The organism is Leptolyngbya sp. 'hensonii', from assembly GCF_001939115.1.
Classification (GTDB): Bacteria; Cyanobacteriota; Cyanobacteriia.
The window spans coordinates 242,357-256,267 of the sequence record NZ_MQTZ01000002.1 but is presented as its reverse complement, the minus strand read 5'-3'; the positions used below and the strand labels follow the sequence as shown (position 1 = coordinate 256,267).

The following is a 13,911-nucleotide window of genomic DNA, read 5'->3' as shown; positions in this document are numbered from 1 at the left end:
AGAGTTTGGAGGCCGAGGATGAACCGCAGTCGGGCTCTGAGGCCCCTGATCGGATCTGCCACTGCAGGCAAACGAGCTTCTATCAACAAGCGACACCGATAAGAAAATGGGATTCTTTGACTCTGAAATCGTTCAACATGAAGCCAAACAGCTGTTTGAGGATTATCAATCCCTGGTACAGCTAGGTACTGGCTATGGAAAATTTGATCTGGAGGGCAAAAAGATTTTCATCGAACAGATGGAAACTCTAATGGACCGCTACCGGGTGTTTATGAAACGCTTTGAGCTTTCAGAAGACTTTATGGCTCAAATGACCGTTGAACAGCTCAAAACCCATTTGGGGCAGTTTGGCATTACCCCCCAACAGATGTTCGACCAGATGAACCTGACCCTGGAACGCATGAAAGCTGACCTGGAAAAGCAAGGCTAGGGCCGATCAAACTCTGAGGCAGGGCGGAACCGCTCTACTGGAACTCCCTGCATCGCTTGCTCCATAAAGTCGCGCCAAATGGGGGCCACAAACGTGCCGCCAGTTGCACCATGGCCCAGAGGGCTATAATCGTCATTGCCCACCCACACAGCAGCAGCTAATTGGGGAACGTATCCTACGAACCAGATGTCCCGCTCGGAAGAAGTGGTGCCTGTTTTCCCGGCTGCTGGGCGACCAATCTGGGCCACTGTTGCGGTCCCGCGATTAATGACCCCCTGTAATACTTCATTCAGGGAAGCGGCAGCCCAGGGGTCCAGAACCAACTGAGGTTTCGGCGTATTGTCTAGAAGGAGATTGCCGTTACTATCCGTCACCTGGACAATGAACGTGGGTTCAGAGTGCCAGCCTGTATTAGCAAATGTGGCGTAGGCTCCCGCCATTTCCATTGGGGTCAGATCGACGGCACCCAGGGGTAGGGAGATCACAGGCTCGATCGGACTCTTGATACCCAGGGTACGGCAGACTTCGATCACCTTATTCAGCCCTACTTCCTGGCCCAAGCGAATCGCTGGAATGTTGCGGGAGACCTCCAGCGCCTTGCGGATCGTAATCACCCCCATGAAGGTGCCATCATAGTTCTTCGGCTGGTACATCTCGTAGCCATCTGGATAGGAGACGGGGCTATCAGCGATCGCAGAATCAGGCGCATACCGACCGGTGGCGAAAGCAGTGTAGTAGACAAAGGGTTTGAAGGCTGAACCGGGCTGACGCATGGCCTGAATAGCCCGGTTGTACTGGCTCTTCTTATAATCGACCCCGCCCACCATGGCTTTGACAAAATGGGTGCGGGGATCAACTGCTACCAGGGACATTTGATCCGCATAGACCCCTTGATAAAGGAGATTGTCGTGGCCTCGACGCACGGTTTCCTCCGCGATGCGCTGGAGCCGCATATCGATCGTCGTTTGGACTCGCATGCCACCCTTCAGCACGGCATCCCGTCCAAACCGCTTAGTCAGCTCTTGCACCACCGCTTCCGTAATGTAAGGGGCCCGACTGCGCTGGAAGGAGGTAATTCTCCCCAGCTTGATCGATTGCTTTTTAGCCGCAGCCTCTTCCTGGGCAGTAATCCAGCCCAGTTCTTTCATCCGATTCAGAACAGTGACCTGGCGTTGTTTGGCTATTTTATAATTGAGGAAAGGACTGTAATTTTCGGGAGCCTGAATCAGCCCAGCCATCATGGCAGACTCTGCCAGGGTCAAGTTAGAAGCGGACTTACCAAAATAGCTCTCGGCAGCCGTTTCTACCCCGTAGGTGTTATGCCCCCAGTACACCTGATTCAGGTACAGTTCAAAGATCTGATTTTTAGTCATGATCTGCTCTACCCGCATGGCAAGGACTGCCTCCGCAACTTTGCGGCTGAGCGATCGTTCAGGGGTCAGGAATAGATTTTTAATCAACTGCATTGTCACAGTGGAACCCCCCTCCACCGTTTCCTTGCGCTCCAGGTTCACCAACAGGGCGCGCGCCACCCCTGCAGGGTTAATGCCTTTATGGCTATAGAAATGGCTGTCTTCGATCGCCAGCACCGCCCGCTTCAGGTGAGGCGAGATCCGGTCCAGCGGAATCACTTCACGATTGGCTTCGCCATGGACCGTGGCCAGGAGCTTCCCGCGAATGTCGTAGATGTGGGTGGTTTCCGTCGGGACGTAGTTCCGCAGGATCCGGACATCGGGCAGGTTGCGAAAACTGATTGCCAGACCCACCAGGCCACCAGCGACTACAGAACTGGCTAGCATCGTCACTCCCAGCAAAGTGCCACTGGTTACCCGAGTGACGCCACCAATGAACCTGAGCAGTGGCGCAACGGCATTTACAGGTTTTTCAGGCTGCTTCTGTCTGATGGTGCTACTGGTTGACACGGCGCTCTCACTTCCTCAACACAAAAAGGATGATTACAATCAGGTCATTAAATCTAACCACAGTTCTAACAGAATCGAGGTCATTATAGTTTCCTATAGGTCTATCAAGATGGAAGATTTGATATAGCGAAACTCCCCATAAGGTAAATTAAGTGAACTGAATTGTAAATTCCTGCAGATGACATGATTGACAGCCAATCCTTTTCCTGGCTTCGTCGGGGTATTAGCGAGATCTTTCCGGACCAGGCCGATTCAGATCACCCCCAGGAGAATTTACTCAAACGGCTGATTCAGACCGATCGTCCCCTGCGGATCAAGCTCGGCATCGATCCTACAGGAGCCGAGATTCATCTGGGACATAGTATTCAATTCCGCAAGCTCCGCGCTTTTCAGGATGCTGGCCACAAAGCTGTGGTCATCATCGGTGACTTTACGGCTCAGATTGGGGATCCCACGGGCAAGTCGGAAGTTCGGAAACAACTGACTCCGGCAGAAGTCAAGCAAAATGCTGAAACCTATCTGGAGCAGATTCGCCCCATCCTGGATTTCTCTGACGAGAAGTTGGAGATTCGCTATAACTCAGAGTGGTTGTCTAAACTGGACCTGGCCCAGATTCTGGAACTACTGGCGACAATGACGGTGGGCCAGATGCTGGCGAAGGAAGGCTTTGCCGAGCGCTATGAGCAGGGCAATCCTGTTTACCTGCATGAGTTTCTCTATCCCCTGATGCAGGGGTATGACTCCGTGGCTGTTCAGTCTGATGTGGAGTTAGGGGGAACGGATCAGAAATTCAATATTGCAGTTGGACGAGATCTGCAGCGTCATTTTGGACAAACGCCCCAATTTGGCCTGCTGCTGCCCCTATTACTGGGAACGGATGGGATACAGAAGATGTCCAAGTCCCTGGGCAACTATGTTGGCCTATTGGAAGATCCATTGACCATGTACTCCAAGCTAGAGAAGACTCCGGACAATCTGGTGCAGCAGTACTTTGAATTGTTGACCAGTCAGGATCTAGCCCAGTTGCCGGAAAATCCCCGCGATCGCCAGAAATTACTGGCTCTGGATGTGGTAACCCAGTTTCGGGGGGAGGCAGCAGCCCAACAGGCTCAGGTGGCAGCGATTTCTCTGACTCAGGGGGGAACGGCCCAGGCGGATGCGGTGCCAGAGTTTTCCCTGGCAGAGGTGAATTTCCCGGCCAAGTTATTCTATCTATTAAGTGCCGCTAAACTATGTAGCGGGAGCTCCGATGCCCGTCGTCAGATTCAAAATGGGGCAGTGCGGCTGGATGGCGATCGAATCAGCGATGCCAATCTAGTCTTTGAAACCCCTCAGGATCTCTATGACCGGATCTTGCAGGTGGGTAAAAACAAATTTGTCCGGTTTATTCCTTAGGACAGTCAGCAGGACAGCTCCATGAGCCATGGGAAAGCAACGATGAAGAACCGGATTATTGTGCCTCTGGATGTGCCCGATCAGGCCAGGGCCATGGCGCTGGTCGATCGCCTACCTGAGGTGAGCTTTTGGAAGGTGGGGCTGGAACTGTTCGTGAGCAGTGGGCCAGCCATCCTGCCCCTCTTGAAAGAGCGGGGCAAGCGGATTTTCCTGGATCTCAAATTCCATGACATCCCCAATACCATGGCCGGGGCCTGTCGATCGGCAGCCCGCTATGGGGTAGACCTGATCACGGTTCATGCCGCTGCCGGAAAAGTGGCCCTGCGAGCAGCACAGGCTGCCGTCCTGGAGGCAACCCCTGCGGGTGCCCCTGTGCCCAATCTGATCGCGGTCACCCTGCTGACCAGTCTCTCCTCCAGAGCCTTAGCCTTTGATCTGAAAGTTCCTCTAGAATTGCCTGAATACGCGCTGCAAATGGCACTCCTGGCCCAGGAGTGCGGTTTACCAGGAGCGGTCTGCTCTCCTGAAGAAGTGGCTCAACTGCGGCAAACCTGTGGAGCAGACTTTTTGCTGGTTTGTCCTGGGGTCCGGCCTACCTGGGCTGAGCAAGGGGACCAAACCCGATCGCTGACGCCAGCGGCGGCTTTGCAGGCAGGAGCCAGCTATCTGGTCATTGGGCGTCCGATTACGGCAGCCCCTGATCCGGTGGCTGCATTCAACCGGATTGGGGAGGAACTGGCCACCCTTGCGTAACTATCATCTGCTCATGGTTCTGGGAAGTTTGCTCCTGGGATTGGGCTCGGTCCCTGCGATCGCGGCACCACCTGTGCCAATTACAGTTCCTGTCTCAGCCTGTCCATCTGATGTGGAGATCCTGACGGGGTTGCTGCTCAAGGATCTACCCAGTTATGCCAACCGGGTTTCTCAGCAGGCCCGTAATCGCCGTCGTACCCCCAATCCGGCTGCCTACGTGATTGTGGCGGGCAGACCAGAGTTTGAGCCCCTTCCTGTCAGTCGTGAGCGCTATGGTGCCCCCCCCAGCGGGGAGGAGCTGAAACAGATCTTTATCACGACGTTGGAGCGGGAGTATGTGGGCACTACGATCGTGGATATTCAGGTGTTCCACTGGCTCTTTCTGGTGCAGACCCGGCAGGGTTGGCAGTTGTCGATGATGTTTTCCCGCATTGGCGCTTACCCGGCGGGTAAACCCCCATCCCCTCCGGAAGATACCAGCGATGGCATTATTGCTGGTGCGGTGAAAAACTGGCTGCGGGATTGTAATGCCGGGGCTCTGCGATCTCTGAAGCGGTAAGGGGTTCAATTGTTTGCTCAGAAGCTTATTTTCAGGATGATGAAGGCGAAGGCCATCAGCATGCCAACGGTTAACAGCGATCGACGATCGCGATCCAGGCGTTCCTGGGCCGCTTTTTGGAGTTCCGCCTCTGCCCCTATCCATTCCTGAATCTCTGCCTGCAGGCAGGGACGATAGGCTCTTTTTTTCTCCAGTTTCAACCGTTCGGCCTGCAATGTTTTCCAATCTCCTCTGTTCTGGGCATTGCGGGCCAGATGCTGATGCCGCTCCAGGTATTCCTGATCCTGCTGCAGTAGCTTCTTTCTGATTTTGGCTTGCCCATAATCCGGGCTCTGGGGCGGCAAAATATCGAGTAATTGAATGGCTTCTTCCAGGTCACAGTGGATGACCTTTTGTTCCGCCGCGTCCATCATCTTGGAAGCTAGTGGGGCACAAAATTCCTGGGTTTCTTCTGGTAAATAGATTTGAACCACGGTTGTGTGGCAGGGGCGTGCTGCCCTAACAAAGTTGCGATCCTCGGCTGCACTTTTAGCCTGGTCGAGCTGAATTCTGGCAGTCATGAGGTATTGTCCAGAGACCTGCCGGACCAAGAGGACAGACAGACCTGTGGCAGTGCTGGTCGCGATCAATCCGGCCAGAAGGGTGAGCAGCCATTTGGGAACAGGGCTACCGGGAACAGGAATGACTGATTTGCGACCAGACTTTAGATAGATGGGTTGAAGTTGGGTTGACTCTTGAGGCTCAGGTTGGGGAAGAACTGACATGGGAATACCCTTTTAAGAAGCGAAGTCAATTTGGAATTGCCCGACAAACAAAAAGCAGGCAGAAGGAGGTGGTTGAGACCTTACTTCTACCTGCTGCGTAACTCTCATACGTCAAACAGGGATCAATGATGGGTTAGTCCCTGTCAGGGACTAGCAAATTTCATGAATCACAGCACTGGCAAAGATACAAACTGATCAGACAAAAAGAGGATCTGACCTAAAATTAAGCCTTGATGTTGGGGTAAATTCTGTGACAGGCCCAGAAAACCACTAAAATATAGCTCCAGAACGGTTCAACTTGAACAGTTATACTTCCAATATTTGTACAAGTAATGACTAATAGATTGAGCGTTATTTCTATCTTCCTCTGCTAGATAACCCACATGACTGGTCCCAGCTTCCAGAATGACTTGATTTTTGTTCTGTTTGACCATTTGGCTGGAAATATGGATTTTTCCATAGCCTGTAGATGCCCAGATTTCCAGTTGCAACATCACCAGCAAAACCAGAATTTCTGGCATTTCAATGATCCAGATTTCTTGCTGATTGAGTGGGTAAAGTCCCTGGAGATGGGGTTTGCTAAGGAAGTTAACGTCAGCTTGGGAGGAGATCCTGGGCAGGGTCAATGCAAGATGAATTTGATCTCTATTTTGTAAATAGAGCTTAGAGAGGGAAATTGGGTTCATGGTCATATCCCTTTTTGCTAAACCATGGAAAGACAGAGCAACAGTCACATTACAGTCCATCCGGGTCGCGGTCTTGGAATTATTGAACAGGCCCTCACTTCCTGTTGACCCTTCTTTACCTGACTTACAGCGCTTAAAGCTTCCTATGAAATTCTGTGGTTCAGGTTATCTGAAGCCATAGTAACAGAGCTATTGATTAGATGCAATATTTTCGTTCGTGGTATATCAGCTTTTTTTGCTAAAGCTTTACTATTTTTAAGTACAAAATGTACTTTGTATAGGTAATAACTTAAACATTAAATTTGTACATAATCCTGATAACAGATTAATATGGAGAACTGGTGTCTGTATATCAGATGTTTGGCGGGATTAACTGGCAACCCTTGGGGGAAACAGGCAGAACTATTACCTTGATGTGACTATGCCAAAGCAAAAGAAAAATCCTGCTGCTGATAGCCGTCCTTCTGGCACCGTTACCCCTGAACGGGCAACGGATGGGACTTATCAGGAAGATGAGGATCAAGAACGCTATAAATCTGTCTACAAATATCTCTTAAGCCTGACAGACCTGGGGATAACCGCTGACGACCCCCAGGGAAAACCCAATGAAAGTAGTATTGCCAAGCAATGGGGGCTGGAGAAGAATCGTATCTTTGTGCGGCGGGTGTTGCGATCGGTCTATACCGATCTCTATCCCAAAGAGGTGGAACCCAATGCACCCGTTCTGACCCTGAGACGCTTAACCCAGATCTTGGCTTCGCTACAACAATATCGCCTGGAAAACCGCAAACCCCATCTCCAGTCCACCAGCAAACCTGTACCGGCCATCCTGACGCGATCGGAAAAACATCGGGCTCTGCGTAAGTTTTCTGGTTTAACCGTACTGGAGCGGCAAGAATTAGGCTTGCCAGCCCATGCTGAAGAAGCTCTGTTACAGCAATTGGTGGATACGATCACGGATCAGACCTGGGGATTTCGAGGGGAAGATATTCGGCATCTCTATGAGCAATTTATCCATTACCCTGTGGGTCCGAGGGGCGGGAACCAGTCCCCTTCAGAAGAACACCAGCACAATCTGATTCAGGCGGCCATTCAAATTTGTTTGCAGGAGCACTTCGATGGCCTGGATGAGCAACTCAAGCAAGAAAAGATCGAGCAGTTATCTCGCAAAGTGCAGCGAGAAATCAGCCGGATCGAATTTCAGGCAGGCTTAAAGCAGAGTAGACCGGCCTCTGGGGAAAACGCACCCGCAGGCTCCCCCCCAGAGTATCTCACGCCTTCCTTTCTGCAACGACTGACCCGGGCCGTGGTGGAGAACGAGATTCTAACGGATGAATTTCCTGTTTACTTGAAATTCTTTAATGCAGAGAAAGTCAGGCCCCTGCCGCTTTACTTTAATCAAACCACTCAGGAAAAGATTGGTGTCCTGAATTCCCGACTGTTTGATAAGGACCAGTTGGAAGAGGACGTGCGTGGCCTGGATCGCCAGTATGCTTACCGGGTTCAGGTCCACTTTTACATCAAGCTACCCCAGGACTATCAAACTCATTTAGAAGGAACTGAAAAGGCTGTCATCGTCCAATTTGGTACCAGGCAGCTTCACTTTCAAGAAGAAATCACTGGGGTTGGCAGTATTCTTTCCCACATTACAGCAGCGATTAATCGGGTGCTCCTGTGGGATATTCCGGAGTTACGTGGTCTAATGCCAGTGGCGCAAGAGATCTGGCTGAAAAATGAGATCCAGGGAGGAAGCAGCCATAATCCGGTCTGGTCTAATACCCTGGTGCGGTTATGCCAGCGAAAAGCCATCGATCGCTCGATTCAGACGGGAGAATCCTATGAAATCGTAGCCAATGATTATGAACTGGCTTATGGAGAATATTGTGGCTTTGACCTGATGGAGGTTGCAGCCAATGCTGCTCTCCATGCTCGATTGAGAGCTATTAAACAGTCTGGAATTGATTGTCAGAAGTATCTGCATCAGCTCTGTTATCGCGTTGAAGAACTGATTGCGTTGAGACGGGCGAAGGAAGCACTGCGATCGTATCCGTTTTCCCTCAAAGCCATGGTGGGGGAATTGCATCAGACCATTTTTAAGCAAAAATATCGGTTCTGTAAAAGCAAGTTTGAATTTCAGGATCTGACGCCGGATCAGCACTGGAGCCTGGTGGCTTATGAAGCCCATCTCGCGATCGCAGAGGCTTACTTGCAGGAAGGACTGCATCGCATTGCCAAATGCTATTTGGACACTGTGGAGCCCCATTTTCAGAAGTTTGATCTTCTGTTCAGCGGTCTGATGGTAGCCCGGTACCACCTGTGCTGGTTTGAGTATCACTATCTGACGGATTTACAAGATGAGCAGGCCATGCATCCCGATCGCTATAAAGCTGTTCGCACTGCTGTTGATAGCCTGGATCGGGCTGAGAAGTGGCTTAATCTAAGGGTTGAGCGCTATCAGAAGATTAAGGAACTGCCCCAAACCAATTTTCACCCCTTCTTTTACCTGTTCTCCAGAATCTATGCCTGTCGGGCCAAGCTGTATATTTACTATTCCTCCTACATGGAAAAGCTGGCAGATCGCTGGGAAACGTTGCTACAACCGATTCGATTACTGGAGCAAGCCAGAATTTATGCAGGTCGGGATGGGAACGCTGATTCCTATGCCTACTGGTCAGCCTATCAGAGCTGGTGTTATCTCATGATGGCTTATTTGAGTAGCCGGGAACCTTCTTCCCATCCACATTTCGATCGAGATACCTGCCTGGATTGGGCCAGACGCCTGATTAAACACATGAAACTCTGTTACTCTTCGACGGGCGAGCACTGCTACCAACAAATTAAGGACAATGGGGGGAAAAGTACTGCTTACTCAGAAATCGTTGAGGAGACTGCAGAGACACCCACAATCCGCTACTACGATGCATTTGGCAAAACCAGGGTTCAGGTTGTACCTCTGATTCAGGAGCTCCCCCATGAATTAGTTGGAAAGCAACGGCAGGAATATGATGCGGGCAGAAATGTGCTGATCATGGATACGTCCAACTTAAAAGGAAGCGATGAAGCAGGGACGAAACCGATTTATTTGTTTGGCCCCTATTCCAGCACGCTCCTGTTTGCGATCGCGATGCTGGCCCTTTGCGAAGACTATCCAGATGACCAGAGTTTGCTGCAGGGGATTAATCTGGCTCTGAGGGAGTTTACCCGTTGCTGGGTCTTTGCCCAGGACGGGGGAAGAGACCACACCCAGGAAGATGATGCCACAGACGATGGCAAATTCATTGTTTTCGATCGTTTGTTTGAGGACCTAAAAAGTGCAAAAAACCCTGAGATCAGGACCTGCATTGACCGGGATAATGACTCTGCCATTCGAGGGCTGTACCCCCATAGACTGACTGAATTTGCCGACCTGGGTAAGATTTTCGCAGCTGCCTGTATGTTGCTCAGGGCTATGGCGTTAAGTGCGTTTCCCCACCTCCCTCAGCCCGCTCTGGATGTTGAACCTCAGATCCTTGACAGAGAATGGCAGGGCATTGAGGAACTGTTGAAACGTCTGCTTGAGAATGATGATTTTTGTTGCCAAGAATATGAGCCCGAACAGGGCCACCATGGAGATCAGCCGAATTTACTGGGGCAACGACGATACAACGGCCACATGAGTGAGCATTACAAAAAGATTGAGGGTTATTTTAGGCAGAGCAAACAGGATTTTCAGGCTGGAAGGCTCAGTTTTAACCGTTTCACAGACTGCCGGAATCAAGTCGTTACAGATCTGTTTCAATTGATCCGCAATGATAGCTAGGGGACAAGCCCAACTCGAAGGGAAAGCGGCCAGCGAATGGGCCTGGGGGTCCCCGGATTGCCCCAGTGAGGCTCCAATTCCTCAGTCAGGGTTGGAATTGGGTTCTGGCCAGTTGCCTTAACATACCGCTGGGTGGCGGACCAGGTACTGAGATATCCCGTCAACTGGGTCAGGGTAAGCAGGGACTCGATCGCAAAACCTGGAGTTTCAATCTCTATAAAAGGAAATTCTAAAGTGCGATACCCTGCTTCCACAATCCGGCGTTCGGGTGGCCAGTATGGCCCCACGGTCTCGTTATAGAAGGTGTCTGCTATCTGTTGCAGGATGTCTCCTGGTATTTCCAGGTGCCCATAACACCAGATTGCCAGAACCCCAGCGGGCCGGAGAACTCGTTTTGCTTCGGCATAAAAAGCAGGCAGATTAAACCAGTGCAGGGCCTGGGCCACCGTGATCAGGTCCACAGACCCAGAATTCAGGCCGCTTTGCTCAGCAGGTGCAACCCGATAGTCTACCTGGGAATGGGGGTCAGCGTGGGTGATCTGCTCGGCACTGGCATCCGTGGCGATGACCTGAGGAAAGTACTCTGCCAGAGCGATCGCCGCCTGCCCAGTCCCCGTTGCACAATCCCAGGCCAGGGTGGGGGTTGAAATCAGGGAGGCGAGGTAGGCAAACAGGTCTGCCGGGTAACGGGGGCGAAAACGGGCATATTGGGCGGCAACGCCAGAGAAGTGATCCTGTTCAAAACGCATAATGAGGTCTGCTAAATGTATTGTCCTATGGCATGTAGGGTTTATTCGCCAGACAGGAGTTCATCTAACCTGGCTCGAACGGCCTGGATATCCTGCCACATGAGCCATTTGGGACTTCCCTTTTCCTTGGAGGGATTTCGCAACAGATAGGCCGGATGGAAAATGGGCATACAGAGCTTTCCCTGCCATTCTGTCCACTGGCCACGAATCTTGGTAATTCCCTGTTTATCTCCCGTGACTCCCCGCACGGCAGTCGCTCCCGTTAACAGAATAATTTGGGGGTCTACCAGGCGCACCTGCTCGATCAGATAGCCCCGACAGGCTGCAATTTCGTCTGCTTCTGGAGTGCGGTTACCCGGTGGACGACATTTCACCACATTACAGATAAAAACATCCCGTTCTGTGGTTAGACGCACAGATTCCAAAATTTTGTCCAGCAACTGACCAGCTTTCCCGACAAAGGGCAGACCCGTTTCATCCTCGTTCTGGCCAGGCCCTTCCCCCACGATCATGATGGGGGCCTGGGGATTTCCCCGACTAATCACGGCATGGGTGCGGGACTGGCCCAGCTTGCAGCGCTGGCAACGATTGCAGTGCTGCGACATCTCTTCCATCGAATTGTAGGTCCCTGGAACGATCGGCACCTTCGCATCTGTAGGAATGAGGTCGGGGTTATAGTTTGGGGTGGATGCTACAGGAGTGGGGGTTGCGGTTCCTGATAAATCAAAGAGACTGATCTGGTCGTCGCTGGCCATAGATCATGGAAAAATCGCGATAATCTCATAAATTCTAGTGCCTTGCAGCCAGAATATACAGCGGTTTCCAGGGAGAATAGGCTCTGGCCTCAAGCTTGTCGGATCAGCTCGGACAGTCCTGAGGACTATCCTAAGGACTGTCCTCAGGACGAAAGGTCTTGGAATTCCTGAGAACTGTCCTCAGGAAAATACTGGAGAAACGCCTTAGGGTCGTGGATTTAATTCTCATTCCTGAGGTGGTTCCGTCGATCGGCTGACTCTCTGAAGGATATTCTTCAGGTCATTCCTCAGAACTGTGGAGGTTTAAATTCCTGAGGACTATCCTCAGGAAAATACTTTGGAAATTCCTCAGGACATTCCTCAGGACATGCTATAGTTTAGGAGGAAAGATTGAAGGGTTCAAGGAGAACAGCCTCCACTGGTGGGTAAAGCTCCTGCTGGCGTACATAGGCCAGAGTGACAAACAGTCCGTCACCTTAATTTTGATTTGTCTATTTCAGGCCCATCAAAACTGAGGTGATGCCAGTGCTACGACTAACATCACCCAAGAAAATCCCAATTGAACTAATCAGACTACTAACCAATCAGTACTAACTAACTAACTATTCTAGCTGGCTTTTAAGCTAGCTTTTTTATTTTAAAGGTTTAGAAACTCGCCAGGCAACCTCTCCCTGGCGAAATCCGGATTGGGTAAAAACAAACCCAGCTTCAGAGAAGCGATCACCGTACTGTTGTAGCATTGCAGCAGGCAATTCCAGAAGCTGGGCCAGCTCTGAAGTTTTGAGAATCCAGCCTTTTTGGGCCGCATTTTCTAGGATCTCGTAATATCGAAATGGATCGACCGGCTGCATCCTGGAAGCCATTTCTGCGGCAAGCCCGGTAATCAACTTCAGCATATCCGGTTGTCCTGTGGACAGTTCAGAGGACAGTTCTTCGGATGAGTCGTCCTCAAGGCCAGTTAATCCTCGGCTGTCCAAAAATTCTGCTGTTGTCCCGCCGGTCTGGATAAAGTGATGCAGATCATCCAACAACCTGATCTGAGTTGCATTGACATAGGCCTTATTCCCAACTCGTTCAGGCTTAAGGCCAAGGGCTTTTAGCCTGGTATAAATAGCGCTTTTGACCAGGTTATATCTTTCTTCCAACTGAGTGACTGGAAGCCGATCGATCCCACCATCATTCATGAGACTATCCTCTGGACTGTCCTCAGGATATTCTTCAATGATAAGGGCAAAGAGAAAAGACAGTGCATTTGTACGATGATTTTTCCAAACTGCAGGGGGTATCCCCCTATGTTTCCAGAACCTGTTCCCAATCAACATTGGGCATGCGATCAAAGGCTTCTCGCAGGGATTCCTCCCACAATTTGCGGATCTTGACCAGGTAAGGCGAGCCAGAACGGAGTCGGAGCTCATGCTTGATCTGAAAGGTGTCTGCTTCGTACACGACCAGGTTGATCGGAGGGCCTACAGAGATGTTCGATTTCATGGTGGAGTCGATCGAGAGTAACGCAGATTTTGCGGCGGCTTCCAGCGTTGTATTGAAGGTCAAAGTCCGATCCAGAATAGGCTTGCCATACTTGGTTTCGCCAATTTGCAAGAATGGGGTATCTGCAGAAGCCTGGATACAGTTGCCCTGGCTGTAAATCAGGTATAAACCCGGTTCTTCTCCCTGGATCTGGCCGCCCAGGAGCATACTGCATTGATACTCAATGCCATCTTGCTGGAGCCAGGTTCGGTCCTGATCTTGAATCTGGCGCAGTTTTTCACCAATGTATCGAGCTGCCTCATAGAGGGAAGGAAGGGTGTGGAGATTGGCATCTGTCTGAGTTTTCAAATCTTTCTGGAGCAGGGTAATTGCAGCCTGGGTGATAGATAGATTGCCGGAGGTGCAGATCAGAAGCACCCGATCTCCGAGTTGGGAGAAGTTGAACAGTTTTTGATAGGTGGATACATGATCCACTCCCGCATTCGTCCGGGAATCAGCCGCCATAACCAGTCCAAACCGGGTCATGATGCCAAGGCAGTAGGTCATAAATCTTGAAATGGCTTCCTTACTAGTCCGTATTTTAGAGATCAAATTGGTATTGCAGGCAATGC

12 protein-coding genes are annotated in these 13,911 nt (G+C 50.9%); 5 read left to right on the top strand and 7 right to left on the bottom strand.

Going from position 1 to position 13,911, the window contains the following annotated elements; translation table 11 throughout:
• Nucleotides 1–106: 106 nt before the first annotated feature.
• Nucleotides 107–430 (top strand): DUF1825 family protein, encoded by a 324-nt coding sequence (locus BST81_RS01295; RefSeq protein ID WP_075596718.1) that lies wholly within the window; start codon nucleotides 107–109, stop codon nucleotides 428–430.
• Here the strand turns inward: BST81_RS01295 and BST81_RS01290 are convergent.
• A complete protein-coding gene (locus tag BST81_RS01290) occupies nucleotides 427–2,352 on the bottom strand; it encodes a penicillin-binding protein 1A (RefSeq protein ID WP_075596717.1) in 1,926 nt (641 codons plus the stop codon). The genes BST81_RS01295 and BST81_RS01290 overlap by 4 nt on opposite strands.
• A gap of 183 nt (nucleotides 2,353–2,535) precedes the next feature.
• Here BST81_RS01290 and tyrS point away from each other — a divergent pair, with 183 nt between their 5' ends.
• Genes tyrS through BST81_RS01275 form a run of 3 tightly spaced genes read left to right on the top strand, consistent with a single transcriptional unit; the run spans nucleotide 2,536 to nucleotide 5,059 of the window.
• Nucleotides 2,536–3,747 carry a tyrosine--tRNA ligase gene (gene tyrS, locus BST81_RS01285; RefSeq protein ID WP_075596716.1) on the top strand — a complete coding sequence of 404 codons (1,212 nt, stop codon included), beginning with the start codon at nucleotides 2,536–2,538 and terminating at the stop codon, nucleotides 3,745–3,747.
• Between the two features lie 42 nt (nucleotides 3,748–3,789).
• Nucleotides 3,790–4,500: an orotidine-5'-phosphate decarboxylase gene (gene pyrF / locus BST81_RS01280; protein WP_143780177.1), complete on the top strand. Its 711-nt coding sequence runs from the start codon at nucleotides 3,790–3,792 to the stop codon at nucleotides 4,498–4,500.
• Complete coding sequence (locus BST81_RS01275) at nucleotides 4,493–5,059, top strand: hypothetical protein (protein WP_216351168.1); 567 nt, start codon at nucleotides 4,493–4,495, stop codon at nucleotides 5,057–5,059. Before pyrF ends, BST81_RS01275 begins: the two co-directional genes overlap by 8 nt.
• A 17-nt stretch (nucleotides 5,060–5,076) precedes the next feature.
• On the opposite strand, the gene BST81_RS01270 is transcribed toward BST81_RS01275, so the two are convergent.
• Together BST81_RS01270 and BST81_RS01265 are read right to left on the bottom strand one after the other, a co-directional pair.
• Entirely contained in the window at nucleotides 5,077–5,823 is a 747-nt protein-coding gene (locus BST81_RS01270) for a hypothetical protein (RefSeq protein WP_075596713.1), read from the bottom strand.
• Nucleotides 5,824–6,116: 293 nt separating this feature from the next.
• Nucleotides 6,117–6,557: a hypothetical protein gene (locus tag BST81_RS01265; protein WP_143780169.1), complete on the bottom strand. Its 441-nt coding sequence runs from the start codon at nucleotides 6,555–6,557 to the stop codon at nucleotides 6,117–6,119.
• 373 nt (nucleotides 6,558–6,930) lie between these two features.
• On the opposite strand from BST81_RS01265, the gene BST81_RS01260 reads away from it, so the two are divergent.
• The gene (locus BST81_RS01260) at nucleotides 6,931–10,308 is read left to right on the top strand and encodes a hypothetical protein (protein WP_075596711.1); all 3,378 of its coding nucleotides are present in this window, start codon (nucleotides 6,931–6,933) and stop codon (nucleotides 10,306–10,308) included.
• Here the strand turns inward: BST81_RS01260 and BST81_RS01255 are convergent.
• From BST81_RS01255 to BST81_RS01240, 4 genes are all read right to left on the bottom strand, one after another.
• Entirely contained in the window at nucleotides 10,305–11,057 is a 753-nt protein-coding gene (locus BST81_RS01255) for a class I SAM-dependent methyltransferase (protein ID WP_075596710.1), read from the bottom strand. The genes BST81_RS01260 and BST81_RS01255 overlap by 4 nt on opposite strands.
• Before the next feature lie 41 nt (nucleotides 11,058–11,098).
• The gene (locus BST81_RS01250) at nucleotides 11,099–11,812 is read right to left on the bottom strand and encodes a uracil-DNA glycosylase (RefSeq protein ID WP_075596709.1); all 714 of its coding nucleotides are present in this window, start codon (nucleotides 11,810–11,812) and stop codon (nucleotides 11,099–11,101) included.
• Nucleotides 11,813–12,444: 632 nt separating this feature from the next.
• Complete coding sequence (locus BST81_RS01245) at nucleotides 12,445–12,996, bottom strand: hypothetical protein (RefSeq protein ID WP_075596755.1); 552 nt, start codon at nucleotides 12,994–12,996, stop codon at nucleotides 12,445–12,447.
• A gap of 106 nt (nucleotides 12,997–13,102) precedes the next feature.
• A complete protein-coding gene (locus BST81_RS01240) occupies nucleotides 13,103–13,846 on the bottom strand; it encodes a proteasome-type protease (protein ID WP_075596708.1) in 744 nt (247 codons plus the stop codon).
• Nucleotides 13,847–13,911 lie beyond the last annotated feature (65 nt).

Bases quoted from the DNA above. Each gene is read 5' to 3' on its own strand.
- BST81_RS01240 (WP_075596708.1), bottom strand. From the start codon at position 13,846: ATGACCTACTGCCTTGGCATCATGACCCGGTTTGGACTGGTTATGGCG.
- BST81_RS01270 (WP_075596713.1), bottom strand. From the start codon at position 5,823: ATGTCAGTTCTTCCCCAACCTGAGCCTCAAGAGTCAACCCAACTTCAA.
- BST81_RS01260 (WP_075596711.1), top strand. From the start codon at position 6,931: ATGCCAAAGCAAAAGAAAAATCCTGCTGCTGATAGCCGTCCTTCTGGC.
- BST81_RS01255 (WP_075596710.1), bottom strand. From the start codon at position 11,057: ATGCGTTTTGAACAGGATCACTTCTCTGGCGTTGCCGCCCAATATGCC.
- pyrF (WP_143780177.1), top strand. From the start codon at position 3,790: ATGAAGAACCGGATTATTGTGCCTCTGGATGTGCCCGATCAGGCCAGG.
- BST81_RS01250 (WP_075596709.1), bottom strand. From the start codon at position 11,812: ATGGCCAGCGACGACCAGATCAGTCTCTTTGATTTATCAGGAACCGCA.
- BST81_RS01295 (WP_075596718.1), top strand. From the start codon at position 107: ATGGGATTCTTTGACTCTGAAATCGTTCAACATGAAGCCAAACAGCTG.
- tyrS (WP_075596716.1), top strand. From the start codon at position 2,536: ATGATTGACAGCCAATCCTTTTCCTGGCTTCGTCGGGGTATTAGCGAG.
- BST81_RS01245 (WP_075596755.1), bottom strand. From the start codon at position 12,996: ATGAATGATGGTGGGATCGATCGGCTTCCAGTCACTCAGTTGGAAGAA.